Source organism: Pseudoduganella albidiflava (assembly GCF_004322755.1).
GTDB classification, from domain to species: Bacteria; Pseudomonadota; Gammaproteobacteria; order Burkholderiales; family Burkholderiaceae_D; genus Rugamonas; species Rugamonas albidiflava.
In genome coordinates this window covers 53,135-71,151 of the sequence record NZ_CP036401.1, presented here as the reverse complement: position 1 = coordinate 71,151, position 18,017 = coordinate 53,135, and the positions used below count along the sequence as shown (strand labels likewise).

Sequence of the window (18,017 nt, the reverse complement as noted above, 5' to 3'; positions counted from 1 at the left end):
CGCCTCCTCAGTTCGCGCAGCGCACCGCGTCCGCATCCTTCGCGGCCCCGCCGATGACCTGGATGTTGGCGAACGCCGCCACCAGTCCGCTCTGCGCCTGCACGCGGAACGGCGTATCCACCTTGCCCAGGTCGGCACCCTTGAAACAGGCCAGCGGGATCTTGACGGTCTTCTTGCCCTGCCCCGCCAGGCGGGTGAATTCGCCGGCCATGTCGACCGACGACGTGCCGATCGACACCTGGACCGGACCTTGCGGAGCCTGCGTAACGATCGTGTCGAACGCCAGCACGCCATCCTTCGCGGCATAGGCCGGCACCGCGCGTGGCGCGGCGGCGCGTGCCTCGATGGCGCCAGGTCCCGTCCACGTCACCTTCCGGGCATCCTGCTGCGTATTCACCTGGGCCACTTCCACTTTCAGCGTCGGCAGCGCATGCGTTGCATTCAGGTCCGCGCCCAGCGCCTTGCGTTCGCCGCCGCTTTGCACGTACAGCGGGAACGTGGCGCGGTCGGACTGGTTGAAGACGGGGAAGGCATTGGTCTTGCCGCACGGCGCCGTGCTGTTGTCCTCGGCCAGCCTGCCCACCTTCTTCGCCTTGCCATACTCCAGGCCGTAGCCATAGGCGAACAGCGGCGCATAATTCTTGTCGCCCACGTTCAGCGGCGCCTGGCACGGGCCCTTCGGCCACGAGAACGACAGCTTGCCGGTGAACGGCGCGTTGACCTTGCCATCGGCGCCGCGCAGCAGCACGTCGGCCACGCCCTTGCCTTCGGAACCCGGCAGCCAGGCGGCCACGAAACTGTCCGACAGGTTCAGCAGGTCGTTGGCGTACAGCGGGCGGCCGGTGACGAATACCGTCACCACCGGCTTGCCCTTGCCGGCCACCGCCTTCAGCACGGCCAGGTCTTCCGGATAGCGGCCGCTGTGGCGCAGGTTGCCGGCCGGACCGATGTCGCCATCGCCTTCGGCATACGGCCCCTCGCCGATCACGGCCACCACCACGTCGTAGTCGGCCACGTTGACGCCCGAAGCATCGGCGCTGAACGTCACGTTCGGTGCCGCTTCCTTCAGGCCGGCCAGGATCGTGTCGCCGTTGGGGAAATCGCTGTTCTTGTTGTCGGTGCCCTGCCATGTCAGGGTCCAGCCGCCGCTCTGGTTGGCCATGTTGTCGGCGCTCTTGCCGACCACCAGGATCTTCCTGTCCCGCGCCAGCGGCAGCACGTTGCCGTCGTTTTTCAGCAGCACGAGCGATTCCTGCACCAGCTTGCGGGCCAGTTCGCGCGCCTGCATCGATTCCATCTTGCCCGCGTGGACCGACGCCGATGGCTTCTGCAGGTTGGCGCGCAGTTTCACGCGCAGGATGCGGGTCACGGCATCGTCGATGCGGGCCATCGGGATCGTGCCATCCTTCACCTGCTGCACCGTGTTGGCGATGAAGCTCTTCCAGTCGTCCGGCACCATCACCATGTCGATGCCGGCGTTGATCGCCTGCGGGCAGCTGTCGTTGCGGCAGCCCGGCACTTCGGCAATGCCGTTCCAGTCGGTGACGACAAAACCGTCGAAGCCCATCTTCTGCTTGAGGACTTCCGTCAGCAGTTCCTTGTTGCCGTGCATTTTGCCGTAGGTCTTGTTGGCGGCGACATCGGTCCAGCTGTTGTACGACGCCATCACGGTCTGCGCACCCGCCTCCAGCGCCGGATAGTAGCCGGCCATGTGGATGTTCATCATTTCGGATTTCGTCGACTGGTTCACGCCGCGGTCCTTGCCCTGGTCGGTACCGCCATCGCCCACGTAGTGCTTGGCGGTGGCGACGACATTGGCATCTTCCTTCAGCGTCCCCTGCAAGCCCTTCACGTACTCGCCGGCATAGTCGGCCACGATCTTCGGATCCTCCGAAAAGCTCTCGTAGGTGCGCCCCCAGCGGTCGTCGCGCACCACGGCCAGCGTGGGTGCGAACACCCAGTTGATGCCGGTCGCGCGCACGGCCTTGGCCACTGCCGCAGCCATCTCGCCGACCCGCTTCGGATCGCGCGCCGCGCCCAGGCCGATATTGTGCGGGAACAGCGTGGCGCCCAGCACGTTGCTGTTGCCATGCATGGCATCGATACCCCAGATGACGGGGATCTCGTGCCGCATGTCGGTCGACATCGACGCATCGTAGAACGCATCGGCCAGCTTCACCCAGTCGGCCGGGGTGGCGTACTTGCTGCCGTTCGGCCAGCTGCCGCCGCCGTTCAGCACGGAGCCCAGGTAGTACTTGCGCACGTCTTCCGGCCTGGTCGTCTTGATCTCGGACTGCGTCATCTGGCCGACCTTCTGTTCCAGCGTCATGCCGGCCACGATGTCCTTCACCCGCGCTTCCAGCTGCGCATCGGGCGCCACCGCGCTCTTCAGCTGCGGCCAGTCCGACAGTGGGGCCTGCGGTGCGGGGGCAGCCATGGCACTGGCGGTCAGCAGCTGCGCGGCAGCGGCCAGGATGGTCAAGCGTCGCTTCATCATATCTCCGTGTCGTTTTCTGGTAATCAAAGCTTGTAAAGCTCGAAGCTTGTAGAGGTTAAAGCTTGTAAAGTTCAAAGTTTGTAGAGGTTAAAGCTTGTAATTCAAGCCGAGCAGCATCTGCCGGCCATACGTGGTGTAGCGTTCCGGCGCATAGGCGCCGCTGGCGAAGGGGTCGCCCTGGCGCGTCTGGTACGGTTCGTTGTTCAGGTTATTCACCTGCAGCAGGAACGACAGGCCCTTGTAAGGCCCCTGCTCGATCGCGTAGCCGATCTGGAAATCGATCTGCTTCTCGGCCAGGATTTCACTGAACGACCGTTGCGCGAACAGGCCGGTGACTTCGCCCCGGTAGGCGGAGCGGTAGCGCTGGCTCACGCGGGTCGAGAAGCCGTGCTTCTCGTAGTACAGCGTGATGTTGCGCACCACGCCGGACAGGCCGGGCAGCTTTTCCTTGGTGCCCGGGCCGTTCGGGTGGATCGAGCTTTCCGTGCCGGATACGCTGGCGATCAGGCCGATGCCGTCGAGCGGGTCCCAGAACATGCCGCCTTCCAGCGAGCCGGAAAGTTCCACGCCGCGCACCATGCCGCCGGCGCCGTTGGCCGGGCGGTTGAGGGTACCGATGTTGGTGATCGGTTCCACCGTCGAGGGATTGGGGAAGCCGGTGAAGTCGTGGGCTGTCTGCTGGTTGTAGATGTAGGTCTTGAGCTTCTTGTAGAAGTAGGCGCCGGCGATGTAGCTGCGCTTGCCGAAGTATTTTTCCATCGACAGGTCATAGGAATTGGCGCGCCACGGTTCCAGCTGCGGATTGCCGCCGCTGCCGCTCCATTCGAACGTGGTCTGGCTGACGCCGCCGGCGACGCCGGCCCGCATGTCGGACATCTGCGGGCGCGCCAGCGTCTTCGCGGCGCCGAAACGCACGGTCCACGCATCGCTCCAGCGGCCCAGGTCGAAGATCAGGTTCATGCTGGGCAGGAAATCGGTATAGCTGGCGCCGCCGCTGATTGCCTTCAGTTGCCCCCCGACGACCGCCACGCCACGCGATTCCTGGTTCACGTGCACCGCCTGCACGCCCACGTTGCCGCGCAGCGGCACCGGCCCCAGCTCCGTGTCGATGCCCACCTTGGCAAAGCCTGTCGAGGTCTTCTCCGTCACGCCCCAGTCCTGCAGCGCCTGGTCGTCCGGCCGCGCCGGCTGCCGGTCGTAGTACTTGTCCAGCACGCCCATCACGTCGTAGCTGATCACGGCGGGAATGCCGCCGAACGCCAGCGAGGTGGAAGGCCGCAGCAGGTCCTGCGACACCAGGGCCGGGGCGCGGCCATTCTTGAGGAAGTAGTAATGGTTGGTGTCGCCGTGTTCCTTCTCGCGCTTGCTGAAATACAGGCCGCCTTCCACGTAGCGCAGGAAGCCTTCCAGGTCGCGCTTGGCGCCCAGCTTCAGCGCGCCCAGCTTGTCTTCCACGCGGGGCTGGTGCAGGTCGGCATCCTTGCCCCAGCCGCCCACGTCGGCCAGCCGCATCAGGTTCGCGTTGGTGAAGTCGACCGACGGCGTGAATACCGGCAGGCCGGCGCCGACGGGAATGTTGAACTTGAAGTTGTTGTCGGTGATGCCCGAGTTGGCCGGACCGAGGCCCGCATAGGTTTCCAGCACCTGCTCGCGGCGTTTCGCATGCGAGTACGACAGGTCGCTTTCGAACGACCATCGATCGAGCTTGTAGCGGTTGTTCCAGCCGAAGGCGGCCAGCTTGTCCTTGCGCTCGTTGTAGTCGTTGCGCAGGATCGGTTCCAGGTTCACCAGCGTGCCGCCGGTCAGCAGCCGCGTGCCGCCGATGGTGTCGATGACGGGATCGCGGTAGGCGATATTGCTCCACTGGTGGGAATTCCACATGGCGCCGCGCATCGTGGTCTTCTGGTCGAACTGGGAGTAGTACAGGTCCAGCGCGGAACGGAAGTTCCGGTCCGGCCGGTATTCCAGCACGGCCATCAGGCCATCGCGCACCATCTCGCGCGAGGTGGCGGTGACTTCGGCACCCTTCAGCGCGATCACATCCTGGTTGTCCGGCCCCAGGTTGTTCTCGGCGCCCCACCACCACGACTTGTATTCCTTCTGCTGGCCTGGCGCATCGAGGTGCGCGAAGCCCACGGCCACACCGACGGTATTGTTCAGGAACTGGTCGACATAGGAAATCGACAGGCGGCCGCCGCGGTCGGAAACGCCCTCGTTGAGCTTGCCATTGGAATTCTTCTCGCCGCGGACGTTGACGGCGATCGTGCGGCCCGGCATGTCCAGCGGCCGTACCGTCTGCAGGTCCACCGTGCCGGACAGGCCCTGCCCCATCAGCGACACTTCCGGCGTCTTGTACACGGTGACGCCGTTGATCAGCTCCGATGGATACTGGTCGTATTCGGCGCCGCGGTTGTTGCTGGTGGAGACTTGCTCGCGGCCGTTCAGCAGGGTGCCGGAAAAGTCCGGCGCCAGGCCGCGGATCGAGATGACCTGCGCGCGGCCTTCCACGCGCTGCGCCGTCAGGCCGGCCAGGCGCGCGATCGATTCGGCGATCGACATGTCGGGCAGCTTGCCGATGTCCTCGGCCGTCACGGCTTCGACGATCGAATCGGCATCGCGCTTGATGGCGATCGAGTTCTCGATGCTGCGGCGCATGCCGGTCACGACCACCGATGGCACGACGCCTTCGGTGGCCGCCGTTTCGCCGGTCGCCGTGCCGGTTTGCTGCGCGCCGGCGCCGGTGGCGAGCAGCAGCGCGGCAGCGGCAATCGCGGCGGCCATGGGGGTCAGGCAGAACGCCTGTCGTTGCGGGAAGTGTGTCATCTCGTGGTCTCCATTGTCGTTATCAGCCCGCCGGTTTTCCCGGCTTCCGGACTGGTTTATATCGTTTCCATCCACCCGATTGGAAACGTTACCAATTTGTCCGGCAATTATCGCGGCGGGCTGATTTTCTTGTCAACGGAACTTCACGCTTGTGGGAATTTCGACACGGCCGGGGTACCGCCCAGGAAGGCCCGGTACCACTTGCCGCTGTCCTTGAGGATGCGCTGCTGGGTGGCGAAATCGACGTAGGTAAGACCGAAGCGGCGCGTGTAGCCTTCCGCCCATTCGAAGTTGTCGAGCAGGCTCCAGGCGAAGTAGCCGGCCACCGGCACGCCTTGCGCGATGGTGGCCTTCAGCGCGGCAAGGTGCCGCGCCAGGTACGACGTGCGTTGCGCGTCGTGCACCTGCCCGTCTTCCACCGCGTCGTCGTAGCACGAACCGTTTTCCGTCACGTAGATCGCCTTTGGCCTGTATTCCGCGTGGATGCGCTCGAGCAGCCGCGCCATGCCTTGCGGCGCCACTTCCCAGCCGAACGCCGTGCGTTCCACGCCCTCGCGGTGCACCACCCGCGCGTGCAGCGGCCCTTCGCCCGGCGCGGCCGCGATCACTTCGGGGAAGTAGTAGTTCAGGCCCGTGAAGTCGGTCGGCGCGGCGATCGCTTCCAGGTCGCCGGCTTCGATGCGCGGCGCCGCATCGCGCACAGCCTCCAGCACGTCGCGCGGATAGCCCTTGCCGAACAGCGGGTCGAGGAACCAGCGGTTGCGCAAGCCGTCGTGCCGGTGCGCGGCGGCGATATCCTCCGGACTGTCGCTGGCAGGGCGGATCGGATGCAGGCTCAGTGCCGCGCCGACGCGGGCACCGGGAACGTTGGCGCGGATGACGGGTACCGCCAGGCCGTGCGACAGCAGCACATGGTGGCTGGCCTGCAGCGCCGACGCCACGTCGCGGATGCCCGGCGCATGCATGCCGTCCATGTGCCCGTGCATCGCCGTGCACCATGGCTCGTTGTGCGTGATCCATTGCGGCACGCGGTCGCCCAGACGGCGCGTGACGGCATCCACGTAGTCGGTGAAATGGTGGACGACGTCGCGCGCCATCCAGCCGCCACGTTCCTGCAGCGCCTGCGGCAAGTCCCAGTGGTACAGCGTGGGCCACGGCTGCAGGCCGCGCGCCAGCATGCCGTCGACCAGGCGGTCGTAGAAGTCGAGGCCTTTCGTGTTCGGCGCGCCGCCGGCGCCGAAGATGCGCGGCCAGGCGATCGAGAAGCGGTAGGCGTTGGTGCCGAGGCCGCGCGCGATGTCGAGGTCTTCCGGCCAGCGGTGGTAGTGGTCGCAGGCGATGGTCCCGCTGGAACCGTCGCGGATGCGGCCCGGCTGGGCACTGAAGGTATCCCAGATCGAGTCGACGCGGCCATCTTCATGGCGGGCCCCTTCGATCTGGTAGGAAGACGTGGAAGTACCCCAGATGAAATCGGCGGGGAAGCCGCCGCGCGCCAGCGCGGTGTCGTGTACGTTATTGGTCATGGATTTCTCGGATGTCGCGGGGAGTCGAAGTGGTGAGCCAGCGCAGCAGCGGCTCGTGCAGTGCATAGGGTTGCGTGCCGAACGAACGGAACAGCGCCTCGATGTCGGCTTTCGGCGCGCTGGTGAACACGATCGGCGCTTTCGCGGCCGGCGGTGCAACGGCCGCAACAGCCGCAACAGCCGCATTGGTCACGAAGCCCCATTTGCCGTTGCCCTGCCCGCCCTGCTGCGTGACGACCTTCCACGACCATGCGGTGGCGGCCCAGCCGTACTTCGCATAGGTGTCGAACGAGGCGCGCGCGACCTGGCCGCCCAGCTCCAGGCCCATCATGGCCCATGGCTGCATCTCGCCGACGAAGAACGCGGTGTCCAGCCGGCGCAGCCGCTCATCCCATTTGCACACCGTGTCGCCTTCGCCGGGAGCGCACGCGAGCCAGTCGCGGTGCACTTTCAGGCCGGGCTTGCCCCAGCCGAAGTGGCCGGGATACGGGTGCATTTCAAAGGCCACGTTGCGCATGCCGTGGTCGCCCGGCTTGCCATAGGCATCGATGCCGTTCTTGCTGTGGCCGGGCAGGATGATCACGTGGTTCGGATCGACGGCGCGGATCGCCTGGTACAGCCGGCGCACATTGGCCGCCATGGTGTCCGGATCGGTGCCCCACGGTTCATTGAGCACGCTGTAGCCGGCCACGCCGCCGCGGTCCCTGTAGCGCGTGGCGATCTGCTGCCACAGCCATTCGGTGCGCACCTGGTTGTCCGGCACGCTCCAGTATTCATTGCGGCCGGCGCAGCCGCTGTGGTGTTCGATCCCCTGGCTGCCGGCGGCGCCATGCAGGTCGAGCACCACGTACATGCCGCGCTTCTCGGCCTGGTCGATAGCGTCGTCGAGGTAGCGCCATGCATCGGCGCGCAGGGTACGCGGCTTCTTTTCGTCCTCGATCACGCTGTGGATGAACGGCAGCCGCACCACGTTCAGGCCGTGCCGCTGCATCAGGTCCCAGTCGCGGGTGGTGATCCAGTTATCGCGAAACACCTTGAATAGCCGCTCCCGTTCCGCATGGCCGAAACGCCTGTCCAGCACCGCCTCGAGCGTGCACTGGTCTTCCACGCCGCTGGACTTGTCGAGCTCCATCATCCAGAACTCGTTGATCAGCCAGTTGCCCAGGTTGGTGCCACGCAGGATCGCCTGCCGGCCATCGGCGCCGACCCACTTCGTGCCTTCGGTGTGCAGCATCGGCAGTGACGCCCAGGCCGGCGCGCCCTGTGCCGCCGGCATCAGCGCGGCCGTGGCGATCAGCGCCGCCATCATGTGCTTTCGCATCGTCTCCTCCAGTTCCTGCATGATTTGGAATGACATGGAATATCATGCAAGAGCATGGAAAGCTTTCCATATCATCACGAAAAAATGGCGCGCAAACCTGGCGCGCCGCCCCGTACCGCCCTTCCCTATTTGCCGCGTTTGCGCACCTTGGGCGCCGGCGCCGGCCCCAGCGACGCGCGATGCGTGACACTGATCGGGTAGCGCCGCGCCACCGGCCGGTCGCCATCGTAGCAGCGGTTCAGCAGCGCGTTCAGGCCCGCCTTCACCACGTCGCGCCACGGAATGTGCACGGACGTGAGCCGCGGCGCGGAAAACTCGGCGCTGGGCGTGTCGTCGTAGCCGAGCACCGACACGTCGCGCGGGACGGCGATGCCGGCTTCCTGGAAGTGCGACAGCGCGCCCACGGCCATCTCGTCGTTGGCGCAGAACAGCGCCGTGAAGGCGTATTTCGATGCCAGCAATTCCCTGGCGCAGGCGAACCCGCCTTCCGGCGAAAAGTCGCTCGCGGCGATCCACAGCCCGCCGGTATCGATGCCGGCCTTCTTCAGCGCCTTGAGGAAGCCGTCGACGCGCTCCACGTTGTCCGGCGCGTCCGCCGGGCCGGCGATCACGGCGATCTGGCGGTGCCCTTGCGCCAGCAGCGTTTCCGCGGCCAGCGCGCCACCCTTGCGGTGGTCGACCTGGAAGGCCTGTTCGCCCAGCCCGCTGGTGGCGTTGTTGACGACCACGATGTTGGCGCCCCGCGCGCCCAGCGCCGCGATATCCTCGTCGCCCAGGATGTTGCTCATCGAGATGATGCCGTCGCAGCCGCGCTCCAGCAGGAACTCGATGCCTTCGACCGCCTGGCGCAACGCGTCACCCTGCCCCACGCCGAACGCCACCACCATGTGCAGGCCGTTGGCGCGCAGCTCGATGTCGATCATCTGCAGGATCGGCGTGTAGAACGTGCCTTTCAGGATCGGGATATACACGCCGATCATCTTCGAATAGCCGGACAGCAGCGCGCGCGCCGCGTGCGAGGGCCGGAAATCCAGCGCTTCGATCGCCGCGCGCACCTTGGCCTGCGTGGCCGGCGATACCGCGCCCTTGCCGCTGACCACGCGCGATGCCGTGCCGAGTCCCACGCCCGCCAGCCGGGCCACGTCCTTGATGGTTGCCACTACGTTTTTCCTATCGTGCTGTAATCACGCAAGCATACTGTATTGCCCGCCCCCGCTCACGGTTGGCGCCAGGCGAAGGTCGCCACGCTCCGTGCCGGCAGGTCATAGGCGAACGACCTGGCGGCACGGCCGCGCTGGCGCACGGCGAAGCGGCGCGGCGCATCGGCCGAATTGACGACCAGCAGCGCCAGCGTGCCATCCGCGTTGCGGAAGGCCACCGTGTCCAGGTCCGCATAGCCGCTGCTGGACCACACGCGCCGCGCGCCGGGCCGCACGAAGCGGCTGGCATGGGCCAGCGCATAGTATTCGACGTTGCGCGTGACTTCGCCGGTGCGCGAATCGATCGTGACCACGCCGCGGCAGTTGCCGCAGCCGCCCAGGTGCGGCCCGCCGTTCTCGTCCAGCGCCAGGTTCCACAGCAGCACGCCCCTGGCCCAGCCGCGCGTGGTGCCGATCACCAGCGTGCGCGTGAAGTACATCAGGTTGTTCGACCAGTCCGGCGCCCAGCCACCGCCCGAGCACTCGGTGAACCAGGTTTCCTTGTCCGGCCACGTGTCGTGCAGCGCGGCCTGCACGCGCACGTCGCCGCCATAGCAGTGCCAGGCCACGCCGGCCACGTACCTGGCGGCCACCGGATCGCGCAGCACGGCGGCCGGGGAGCCGGGTTCGTCCCAGTTGTGGTCCCAGTCGAGGATGCGCACGCCCGGGTGCTCCTTGGCCAGCAGCGGGCCGAGATGGCCGCCGATGAACGCGGCGCGCCTGGCGGGATCGACGCGCATGCCGGGATAGTCCTTCGGTTCGAAATGGGGCTCGTTCTGCAGCGTGAGCGCGAAGATCGGCACGCCTTCGGCCCGGTAGGCGGCGACGTACTTCGACAGGTAGGCGGCGAACGGCGCGAACGCCTCGGGCTTCAGCGTGCCCTGGATGAGGCTATCGGTGCTTTTCATCCAGCCCGGCGCGCTCCACGGCGACGCCATCACCTTCAGTTGCGGGTTGATCGCCAGCGCGGCCTTCACCACCGGCAGCACGTCGGCGCGGTTCGGTTCGATCGAGAAGCGCGCCAGGCCGGGATCGGTTTCGCCGGGCGGCATGTCGTCGAAGCTGTAGTGCGTGCGCGAGAAGTCGGAGGCGCCGATCGTCAGGCGCGTGAACGACAAGCCCAGCCCCGCAGGTGGCGCGCCGAACAGCTCGGCCAGCAGGGCTTCGCGCTGCGGCGCGGCCATCTTCTGCTGGATCAGGTGGGCCGAGGCATCGGTGATCGATGCGCCGAAGCCGGTGACCTGCTGGAAGCGGCGGGCCGGATCGACGTCGACGATGAGCGGCTCGCCGGGCGCCTTGCCGAACTTCGCATCCGGGCCACGCTGCATCAGCCGCGACTGGTCGCCGCTGGTGATCCATGCCTGCACCGTCTGCGCCTGCGCGCCGGCCGCGCACAAGGCCAGCAACGGCGCAAGCAGCGACACTGTCGGCCAGTGCCTCGAAGTTGAACCTGCCATGCCTTCCTCCCCTATGACGGCGCCAGATGGAAACGTTACCATTCCGGCGAAATCATACAGGAATTCGTTTCGCGCCACCAAAAAAAATCGGCGCTGGCGGCAGCATGTGCCGGCAGCGCCAACGTCTGGCGGGAATGCTGGAAAACTAGCCGACCGCCTTCACCATCTCCTCGATGATCTTCTTGGCGTCGCCGAACACCATCATCGTCTTGTCCATGTAGAACAGCTCGTTGTCCAGGCCCGCGTATCCGGACGCCATCGAGCGCTTGTTGACGATCACGGTCTTGGCCTTGAAGGCTTCCAGGATCGGCATGCCGGCGATGGGCGATTTCGGGTCCTTGGCGGCGGGGTTGACGACGTCGTTGGCGCCCAGGATCAGCGCCACGTCGGCCTGGGCGAATTCGCCGTTGATGTCCTCCATCTCGAACACCTGGTCGTACGGCACCTCGGCTTCGGCCAGCAGCACGTTCATGTGGCCCGGCATGCGGCCCGCCACCGGGTGGATCGCGTACTTGACGGTCACGCCATGCTCGGTGAGCTTTTCCACCAGCTCCTTCAGCGCGTGCTGGGCGCGCGCCACGGCCAGCCCGTAGCCGGGCACGATGATCACGGTTTCCGCATTGCTCATCAGGAACGACGCGTCGTCGGCCGAGCCGGATTTCACCGGCCGCGCCACCTGGGCGCCGCCGCCACCGGCCGCCGCCGCCTCGCCGCCGAAGCCGCCCAGGATCACGTTGAAAAACGAGCGGTTCATCGCCTTGCACATGATGTACGACAGGATCGCGCCCGACGAGCCGACCAGGGAACCGGCGATGATCAGCATCGAATTATTCAGCGAGAAGCCGATGCCGGCGGCCGCCCAGCCGGAGTAGCTGTTCAGCATGGAGACCACCACGGGCATGTCCGCCCCGCCGATCGGAATGATGATCAGCACGCCCAGCACGAAGGCGATCGCCGTCATGATCACGAACGGCGTCCATGCCGGTTCCACGCCATCGGCGAACACAAAGGCCAGGCCCAGCGCGACCATCACCAGCGCCAGCACCAGGTTCAGCACGTGCTGGCCGGCGAACACCACGGGTGCGCCCTGGAACAGCCGGAACTTGTACTTGCCGGCCAGCTTGCCGAAGGCGATGACGGAACCGGAGAACGTGATGGCGCCGACGAATGTGCCGATGAACAGTTCGATGCGGTTCCCCAGCGGCAGCGCTTCGCCCGGCGCGGCGATGTTGAATGCCTGCGGTTCCGATACCGCGGCCACGGCGATGCAGACCGCGGCGAGGCCGATCAGCGAGTGCATCGCCGCCACCAGCTCCGGCATCTTGGTCATCTCGACGGTTTTGGCGAGGTACGCGCCGATCGCGCCGCCGACGATGACGCCCAGGGCCACCAGGCCGAAGCCCATGCCGCCCCCGCCGTTGCCGGCGCTCGCGCTGTCGGCCTGCAGTTTCGCGATCAGCGCGATCGTCGTCAGCACGGCGATCGCCATGCCCGCCATGCCGAAGGCGTTGCCGCGCCGCGCGCTGGCGGGAGAAGACAATCCCTTGAGTGCCTGGATGAAGCACACGGAAGCGACGAGGTACAGCATCGTCACCAGGTTCATGGAAATGAAGGCCATCACTTGCCCCCTTCCTTCTTGTCCTTCTTCCTGAACATTTCCAGCATGCGGCGCGTGACGAGGAAGCCGCCGAACACGTTGACGGCCGCCAGCGCCACGGCCACGGTGCCGGCGACCTGGCCGATGATGCCTTCGGTCAGCCCGGCGGCCAGCATGGCGCCGACGATGACGATCGCCGAGATCGCGTTGGTGACGGCCATCAGCGGCGTATGCAGCGCCGGCGTCACGTTCCAGACGACGTGGTAGCCCACGTAGATGGCCAGCACGAAGATTATCAAGTTGGTGATGGTGTGACTTACTTCCACGACGGTCTCCCTGTTTCGATGGTGGTGTGGCTCATTTCCACGAGCGTCTCCCTGTTTCGATGTTGGTGTCGCTCATTCCACGATGGCGTGGCTGACTCCCATGGCGCGCCCTTATTTCCTGAGCGCTTCTCCGCCATGCGCCACCAGCGTGGCCTTGATGATCTCGTCCTCGCGGTCGATCGCCAGCCGGTCGTCCTTGTCGATGATCAGCTTGAGGAAGTCGAGCACGTTGCGGGCATACAGCGCCGAGGCGTCGGCCGCCACCAGGCAAGCCAGGTTCGGTTCGCCGACGATGTGGACGCCATGCTTGACCACCGTGCGGCCCAGCTCCGAAAACGGGCAATTGCCGCCCTGCTCCACCGCCAGGTCGACGATCACGGAACCCGGTTTCATGGCCCGCACGGTTTCTTCCGAAATCAGCACCGGCGCCTTGCGGCCGGGAATCAGCGCGGTGGTGATGACGATGTCCGCGGCCTTCGCGCGCTCGTGCACCAGTTCCCCCTGGCGGCGCATCCAGTCGGCCGGCATCGGCCGGGCATAGCCGCCCACGCCCTGGGCGATTTCCTTTTCCTCGTCGGTGAGGAACGGCACGTCGATGAATTTCGCGCCGAGCGACTCGACCTGCTCCTTGACGGGCGGGCGGACGTCGGACGCCTCGATCACGGCGCCCAGCCGCTTGGCGGTGGCGATCGCCTGCAGGCCGGCCACGCCGACGCCCATGATCAGCACGCGCGCCGCCTTCACCGTGCCGGCGGCCGTCATCAGCATCGGCATGAAGCGCTGGTAGGTGTTGGCCGCCACCATCACGGCCTTGTAGCCGGCGATGTTGGCCTGGGACGACAGCACGTCCATCGACTGGGCCCGGGTGATGCGCGGCACGGCTTCCAGCGCGAAGGCGGACAGGCCGGCGCCGGCCATGGCCTCGATGTTGCCGGTATCGAATGGATTGAGCATGCCGATCAGCACCGAGCCCGATCGCATCAGGGCCCGTTCGCCGTCATCCGGCGCGCGCACCTTCAGCACGATGTCGCTGCCGTAGGCTTCGGCCGCGCCGGCGATCGTGGCGCCGGCAGCGGCATAGGCATCGTCGGGAATGGAAGCGGCCATGCCGGCCCCCGATTGGACGACCAGCTGGTGCTTGCCTGCGAGTTTCTTGACCGTTTCGGGCGTTGCGGCGACGCGTGTTTCGCCCGGCCGCGTTTCGACCGGTATTCCTATCCTCATGAAACGCCTCCGGTGTTATAGATAGAGTGAGAGTGCGAGACTGACTGCAGGTTGAATCGGGACTGGCTCAACACTAGCACGGAAATCTTGTCGAATAATCTTTTTCATAAGTCAACGTCGGCTTACTGACAACAAGTGTCGTGCGGTGTCACGCGGCAGTCACATGTGTCCTGGCGGAACAGGCTAAAATACCGGCTCTTTCAAGGATGACCCCCATGCCGCGTACCTGGAAACCCAATGTGACCGTTGCCGCCGTCATCGAACGCGATGGCAAGTTCTTGCTGATCGAAGAAGAAACCAGCGACGGCATCCGCCTGAACCAGCCAGCCGGCCACCTGGACCCGCTCGAATCGCTGGAACAAGCCGTGGTGCGTGAAACGCTCGAGGAGACCGGCTACGACTTCACGCCGACGGCGCTGGTGGGCATGTACATGTCGCGCTACCGCTCGGCACGCACCGGCGAACTGGTGACCTACCTGCGCTTTGCGTTCTGCGGCGAGCCAGGGGAATTTCACCCGGAGCGCCCGCTGGACGACGGCATCCTGCGCACGATGTGGCTGACGCGCGACGAAATCGCCGCGTGCCGCGAGCGTCATCGCAGCCCGCTGCTGATGACGTGCGTCGACGAATACCTGGCGGGCAAGCGCGCGCCGCTTGAACTGCTGCATACACATGTCTCGGTCTACGAGGAAGTGTAATCACAACGGATTGATGAAATGAGCAAGAAAAAAGTCGTGATCGGCATGTCCGGCGGCGTGGACTCCTCGGTGTCGGCATGGCTGCTGAAGGAACAGGGCTATGAAGTGGTGGGCCTGTTCATGAAGAACTGGGAAGACGACGACGATTCCGAATACTGCTCCACCCGCCAGGACTGGATCGACGCGGCCAGCGTGGCCGACGTGGTGGGCGTGGACATCGAAGCCGTGAACTTCGCCGCCGAGTACAAGGACCGCGTCTTCGCCGAATTCCTGCGCGAGTACCAGGCTGGCCGCACGCCGAACCCGGACGTGCTGTGCAACGCCGAAATCAAGTTCAAGGCCTTCCTCGACCATGCGATGCTGCTGGGCGCCGACCTGATCGCCACCGGCCACTATGCGCGCGTGCGGCACAATGCCGCCACCGGCACGCATGAACTGCTGAAAGCCGTCGACCATACGAAGGACCAGAGCTATTTCCTGCACCGCCTGAACCAGGCGCAGCTCTCGAAGACGCTGTTCCCCCTGGGCGAGATCCCCAAGACGGAAGTGCGCCAGATCGCCGAGAAGCTGAAGCTGCCGAATGCGGCCAAGAAGGATTCGACCGGCATCTGCTTCATCGGCGAGCGGCCGTTCCGCGAATTCCTGAACCGCTACCTGTCGTACAAGCCGGGGCCGATGAAGACGCCGGACGGCAAGGTGGTCGGCGAGCACGTCGGCCTGTCGTTCTACACGCTGGGCCAGCGCAAGGGCATCGGCATCGGCGGCGTGAAGAGCTACCAGAAGGAAGACGGCAGCAGCGACGCGTGGTACGTGGCCCGCAAGGACGTGGCGACCAACACGCTGTGGGTGGTGCAGGGCCACGATCACCCGTGGCTGCTGTCGCCGGACCTGGCGGCGGACCAGGCCAGCTGGATCGCCGGCGTGCCGCCCGAGGCGGGCCGCATCGCCGCCAAGACGCGCTACCGCCAGGCCGACGTGGCCTGCGACGTGGCGCCTTCGGGTGCCAGCGAATTCGCGCTGTCGTTCATGGACCCGCAATGGGCCGTGACGCCGGGGCAGTCGGCCGTGCTGTACGACGGCGACGTGTGCCTGGGCGGCGGCATCATCGCCGGGCCGCGGGGCGGTTGATTTTCGAGGTACCACAGGCTGCCGCTTCAACCCAACGGCAGATTCAGGGGTCAGGGAGGAATACTGGCTTGCAGGCCAGTATCGCTACGTCGGCAAGGAGCGATGCTCCTTGAAACCCCGACTACGCCCCATCGGGGTGAAGCAGGGGGCTTGCACCTGGGGTTGTACTTTTGCGTCGCTAGCGCGCGGGCTTCAGTCCTTTACTCCGCCGCCGGCTCCTGCCCGCCGCCATCTTCCTGCGCCTTCTGTTGGCGCTTCACCATCGCGATCACGGTATTGCGGATCGTCTTCAGCACCGTCCCCGCGTTGAACGGCTTGACGATGAAGCCGTTGATGCCCATCGCGTGCGCCTTCTGCACGGTGGCGGCGTCGAACTCGCTGGAAACCATGAAGATCAGCGCCTTCGGCCATTGCCGGCGCATGGCTTCCACGCCGGGAACGTCCTGCTCGATCTGGTCGCGGTTGATGCAGACGATCTGCGGGTTGAACTTGATCAGCAGCGCGGTACCCGCCGCGCAGGTGTGCGCCTGGCCGACCACGTCGTAGCCGCCATCCATCAGCACTGTATTGAGCAGGCCGCGTGCCACGGCGCTGCCATCGATGATCACTGCCTTCAGCATTGTCGTTCTTTCCTTCTCATTGCCGTTCCTTCACTGCTTCCTCACCGCTCCCAGGCCAGCATATTCCAGCTCACGCCGACCGTGACGTCCGTCTTCAGCTCCACGAGCTGGCGGGAAAGATACAGCATCTCCCGTTCCTTGCGCAGCGCCTCGCCGACCGCATCCTTCAGGATGCCGGCGCCGGCCATGATCGCATCCAGCGAGCCATAGGTGCGCAACAGCTTCGCCGCCGTCTTCAACCCCACCTTGGAGACGCCGGGAATGCTGTCCGTGGCGTCGCCCATCAGCGCGAGCAGGTCCGGCAGCTGGGCGGGCGGCACGCCCCATTTGTTCTCCACCCAGGCGTGGTCGTGCCATTCGCTTTTGAAGTGGTCCCACACGCGGGCGCCATGGGCGATCAGGCAATGCAGGTCCTTGTCCGTGGTGGCCACGACCGCCTCGCCCCGGCTCTGGCCGAGCCAGCGCATGACGACCGTGCCGATCACATCGTCCGCCTCCACGCCGGGCAGCGAGACAGGGCGCAGCCCGAACGTTTCCAGCTTCGCATAAAAGCCCGGCAACGCCTCGCGCAGCGGGGCCGGCATCGGCGCGCGCGATTCCCGGTAGCCGCCGTACAGCACATGCCGCCAGGTGCTCCCGCCGAAGTCGAAGGCCGGCAGCACATGCGTGGGTTCGTGGCCGTTGATCAGCGTGCGGAAGGAATTCAGGGCATGGCGCAGCGCGATCTCGGCCTTCAGGTCGGAGTCGGGCTCCGGGCTGGCTTCGTACACTCGCCGCACGATGTTCAGGCCGTCGATGGCAAGCAGGCGTCCCATGGCAAAATTCCGATTCTACCGCACGCCTCAGCGCAGCAGTTCATACGGCCCGCCCTGTTCCAGCGCGCGCTGGTAGGCGGGCCGCGCATGGATGCGTTCGAGGAAAGCCGCCAGCTTCGGGTGGCTGGCCGCATCGAGGCCGCCGCGCGACGCCGCCGCTTCGAGGGGAAAGCTCATCTGGATATCGGCCGCGCTGAACGCATCGCCGGCAAACCACTCGTGCCGGCCCAGTTCGCCCTCCAGGTAATCGAGGTGCTGGCGGATCTGCGGCAGGATGTAGTTGCTCTTCACCTTTTGCGCGATGCCGCGGGCGATCGGCTTCACGAAGAACGGCGCGGGCGCAGTTTCCACCCGGTCGAAGATCAGCTTCATCAGCAGCGGCGGCATCATCGACCCTTCCGCGTAGTGCAGGAAGTAGGTCCAGCGGCGCTTTTCCGGCGTGCGTGCCGGCGGCCGCAGGCGGCCCTGCCGTGGTTCGCTCTCACGCGGTTCGCCGTCACGCGATTCGCTCCCACGCAGTTCGCTCCCGTCATACTGATCCATCAGGTACTCGATGATCGCGCCGGATTCGGCCACCGTGCAGTCGCCATCGACGATCACCGGCGACTTGCCCAGCGGGTGCACCGCTTTCAGTTCCGGTGGCGCCAGCATCGTGCGGGCATCACGCTGGTAGCGTACGACCTGGTAAGGCAGGCCCAGTTCCTCCAGCAGCCACAGCACGCGCTGCGAGCGGGAATTATTCAGGTGGTGGACAGTGATCATGTGTGGCCTGGTTGCCGAAAACCGCCA

Annotated in this window: 14 protein-coding genes; 2 read left to right on the top strand and 12 right to left on the bottom strand. The window is 65.9% G+C overall.

Going from position 1 to position 18,017, the window contains the following annotated elements; translation table 11 throughout:
• Positions 1-7: 7 nt before the first annotated feature.
• The 9 genes from EYF70_RS00295 to EYF70_RS00255 all read right to left on the bottom strand — a co-directional run bounded on the left by EYF70_RS00295 (position 8) and on the right by EYF70_RS00255 (position 13,967).
• Positions 8-2,494 carry a glycoside hydrolase family 3 protein gene (locus EYF70_RS00295; protein ID WP_229420643.1) on the bottom strand — a complete coding sequence of 829 codons (2,487 nt, stop codon included), beginning with the start codon at positions 2,492-2,494 and terminating at the stop codon, positions 8-10.
• Between the two features lie 90 nt (positions 2,495-2,584).
• On the bottom strand, positions 2,585-5,320 hold the full coding sequence (locus EYF70_RS00290) for a TonB-dependent receptor (RefSeq protein WP_131143600.1): 2,736 nt from the start codon (positions 5,318-5,320) through the stop codon (positions 2,585-2,587).
• Between the two features lie 143 nt (positions 5,321-5,463).
• Entirely contained in the window at positions 5,464-6,843 is a 1,380-nt protein-coding gene (locus EYF70_RS00285; protein WP_131143599.1) for a GH1 family beta-glucosidase, read from the bottom strand.
• Positions 6,833-8,200 (bottom strand): glycoside hydrolase family 5 protein, encoded by a 1,368-nt coding sequence (locus tag EYF70_RS00280; protein WP_229420642.1) that lies wholly within the window; start codon positions 8,198-8,200, stop codon positions 6,833-6,835. Before EYF70_RS00280 ends, EYF70_RS00285 begins: the two co-directional genes overlap by 11 nt.
• A gap of 89 nt (positions 8,201-8,289) precedes the next feature.
• On the bottom strand, positions 8,290-9,324 hold the full coding sequence (locus EYF70_RS00275; RefSeq protein ID WP_131143598.1) for a LacI family DNA-binding transcriptional regulator: 1,035 nt from the start codon (positions 9,322-9,324) through the stop codon (positions 8,290-8,292).
• Positions 9,325-9,380: 56 nt separating this feature from the next.
• The gene (locus EYF70_RS00270; protein ID WP_229420641.1) at positions 9,381-10,820 is read right to left on the bottom strand and encodes a glycoside hydrolase family 30 protein; all 1,440 of its coding nucleotides are present in this window, start codon (positions 10,818-10,820) and stop codon (positions 9,381-9,383) included.
• A 145-nt stretch (positions 10,821-10,965) separates the two neighbouring features.
• Positions 10,966-12,438 carry an NAD(P)(+) transhydrogenase (Re/Si-specific) subunit beta gene (locus tag EYF70_RS00265; RefSeq protein WP_131143596.1) on the bottom strand — a complete coding sequence of 491 codons (1,473 nt, stop codon included), beginning with the start codon at positions 12,436-12,438 and terminating at the stop codon, positions 10,966-10,968.
• Positions 12,438-12,743 carry a proton-translocating transhydrogenase family protein gene (locus EYF70_RS00260; protein WP_131143595.1) on the bottom strand — a complete coding sequence of 102 codons (306 nt, stop codon included), beginning with the start codon at positions 12,741-12,743 and terminating at the stop codon, positions 12,438-12,440. The genes EYF70_RS00265 and EYF70_RS00260 overlap by 1 nt, the downstream gene beginning before the upstream one ends.
• Before the next feature lie 111 nt (positions 12,744-12,854).
• A complete protein-coding gene (locus EYF70_RS00255) occupies positions 12,855-13,967 on the bottom strand; it encodes a Re/Si-specific NAD(P)(+) transhydrogenase subunit alpha (protein ID WP_131143594.1) in 1,113 nt (370 codons plus the stop codon).
• 215 nt (positions 13,968-14,182) lie between these two features.
• Here EYF70_RS00255 and EYF70_RS00250 point away from each other — a divergent pair, with 215 nt between their 5' ends.
• Together EYF70_RS00250 and mnmA are read left to right on the top strand one after the other, a co-directional pair.
• Complete coding sequence (locus EYF70_RS00250; protein WP_131143593.1) at positions 14,183-14,665, top strand: NUDIX hydrolase; 483 nt, start codon at positions 14,183-14,185, stop codon at positions 14,663-14,665.
• A gap of 18 nt (positions 14,666-14,683) precedes the next feature.
• The gene (gene mnmA / locus EYF70_RS00245) at positions 14,684-15,793 is read left to right on the top strand and encodes a tRNA 2-thiouridine(34) synthase MnmA (protein WP_131143592.1); all 1,110 of its coding nucleotides are present in this window, start codon (positions 14,684-14,686) and stop codon (positions 15,791-15,793) included.
• A 200-nt stretch (positions 15,794-15,993) separates the two neighbouring features.
• Here mnmA and EYF70_RS00240 read toward each other — a convergent pair whose 3' ends face one another.
• Genes EYF70_RS00240 through EYF70_RS00230 form a run of 3 tightly spaced genes read right to left on the bottom strand, consistent with a single transcriptional unit; the run spans position 15,994 to position 17,990 of the window.
• Entirely contained in the window at positions 15,994-16,413 is a 420-nt protein-coding gene (locus EYF70_RS00240; protein ID WP_131143591.1) for a response regulator, read from the bottom strand.
• 41 nt (positions 16,414-16,454) lie between these two features.
• On the bottom strand, positions 16,455-17,228 hold the full coding sequence (locus tag EYF70_RS00235; RefSeq protein ID WP_131143590.1) for a 5'-3' exonuclease: 774 nt from the start codon (positions 17,226-17,228) through the stop codon (positions 16,455-16,457).
• Between the two features lie 27 nt (positions 17,229-17,255).
• Positions 17,256-17,990 (bottom strand): glutathione S-transferase family protein, encoded by a 735-nt coding sequence (locus EYF70_RS00230; protein WP_131143589.1) that lies wholly within the window; start codon positions 17,988-17,990, stop codon positions 17,256-17,258.
• Between the last annotated feature and the right edge of the window lie 27 nt (positions 17,991-18,017).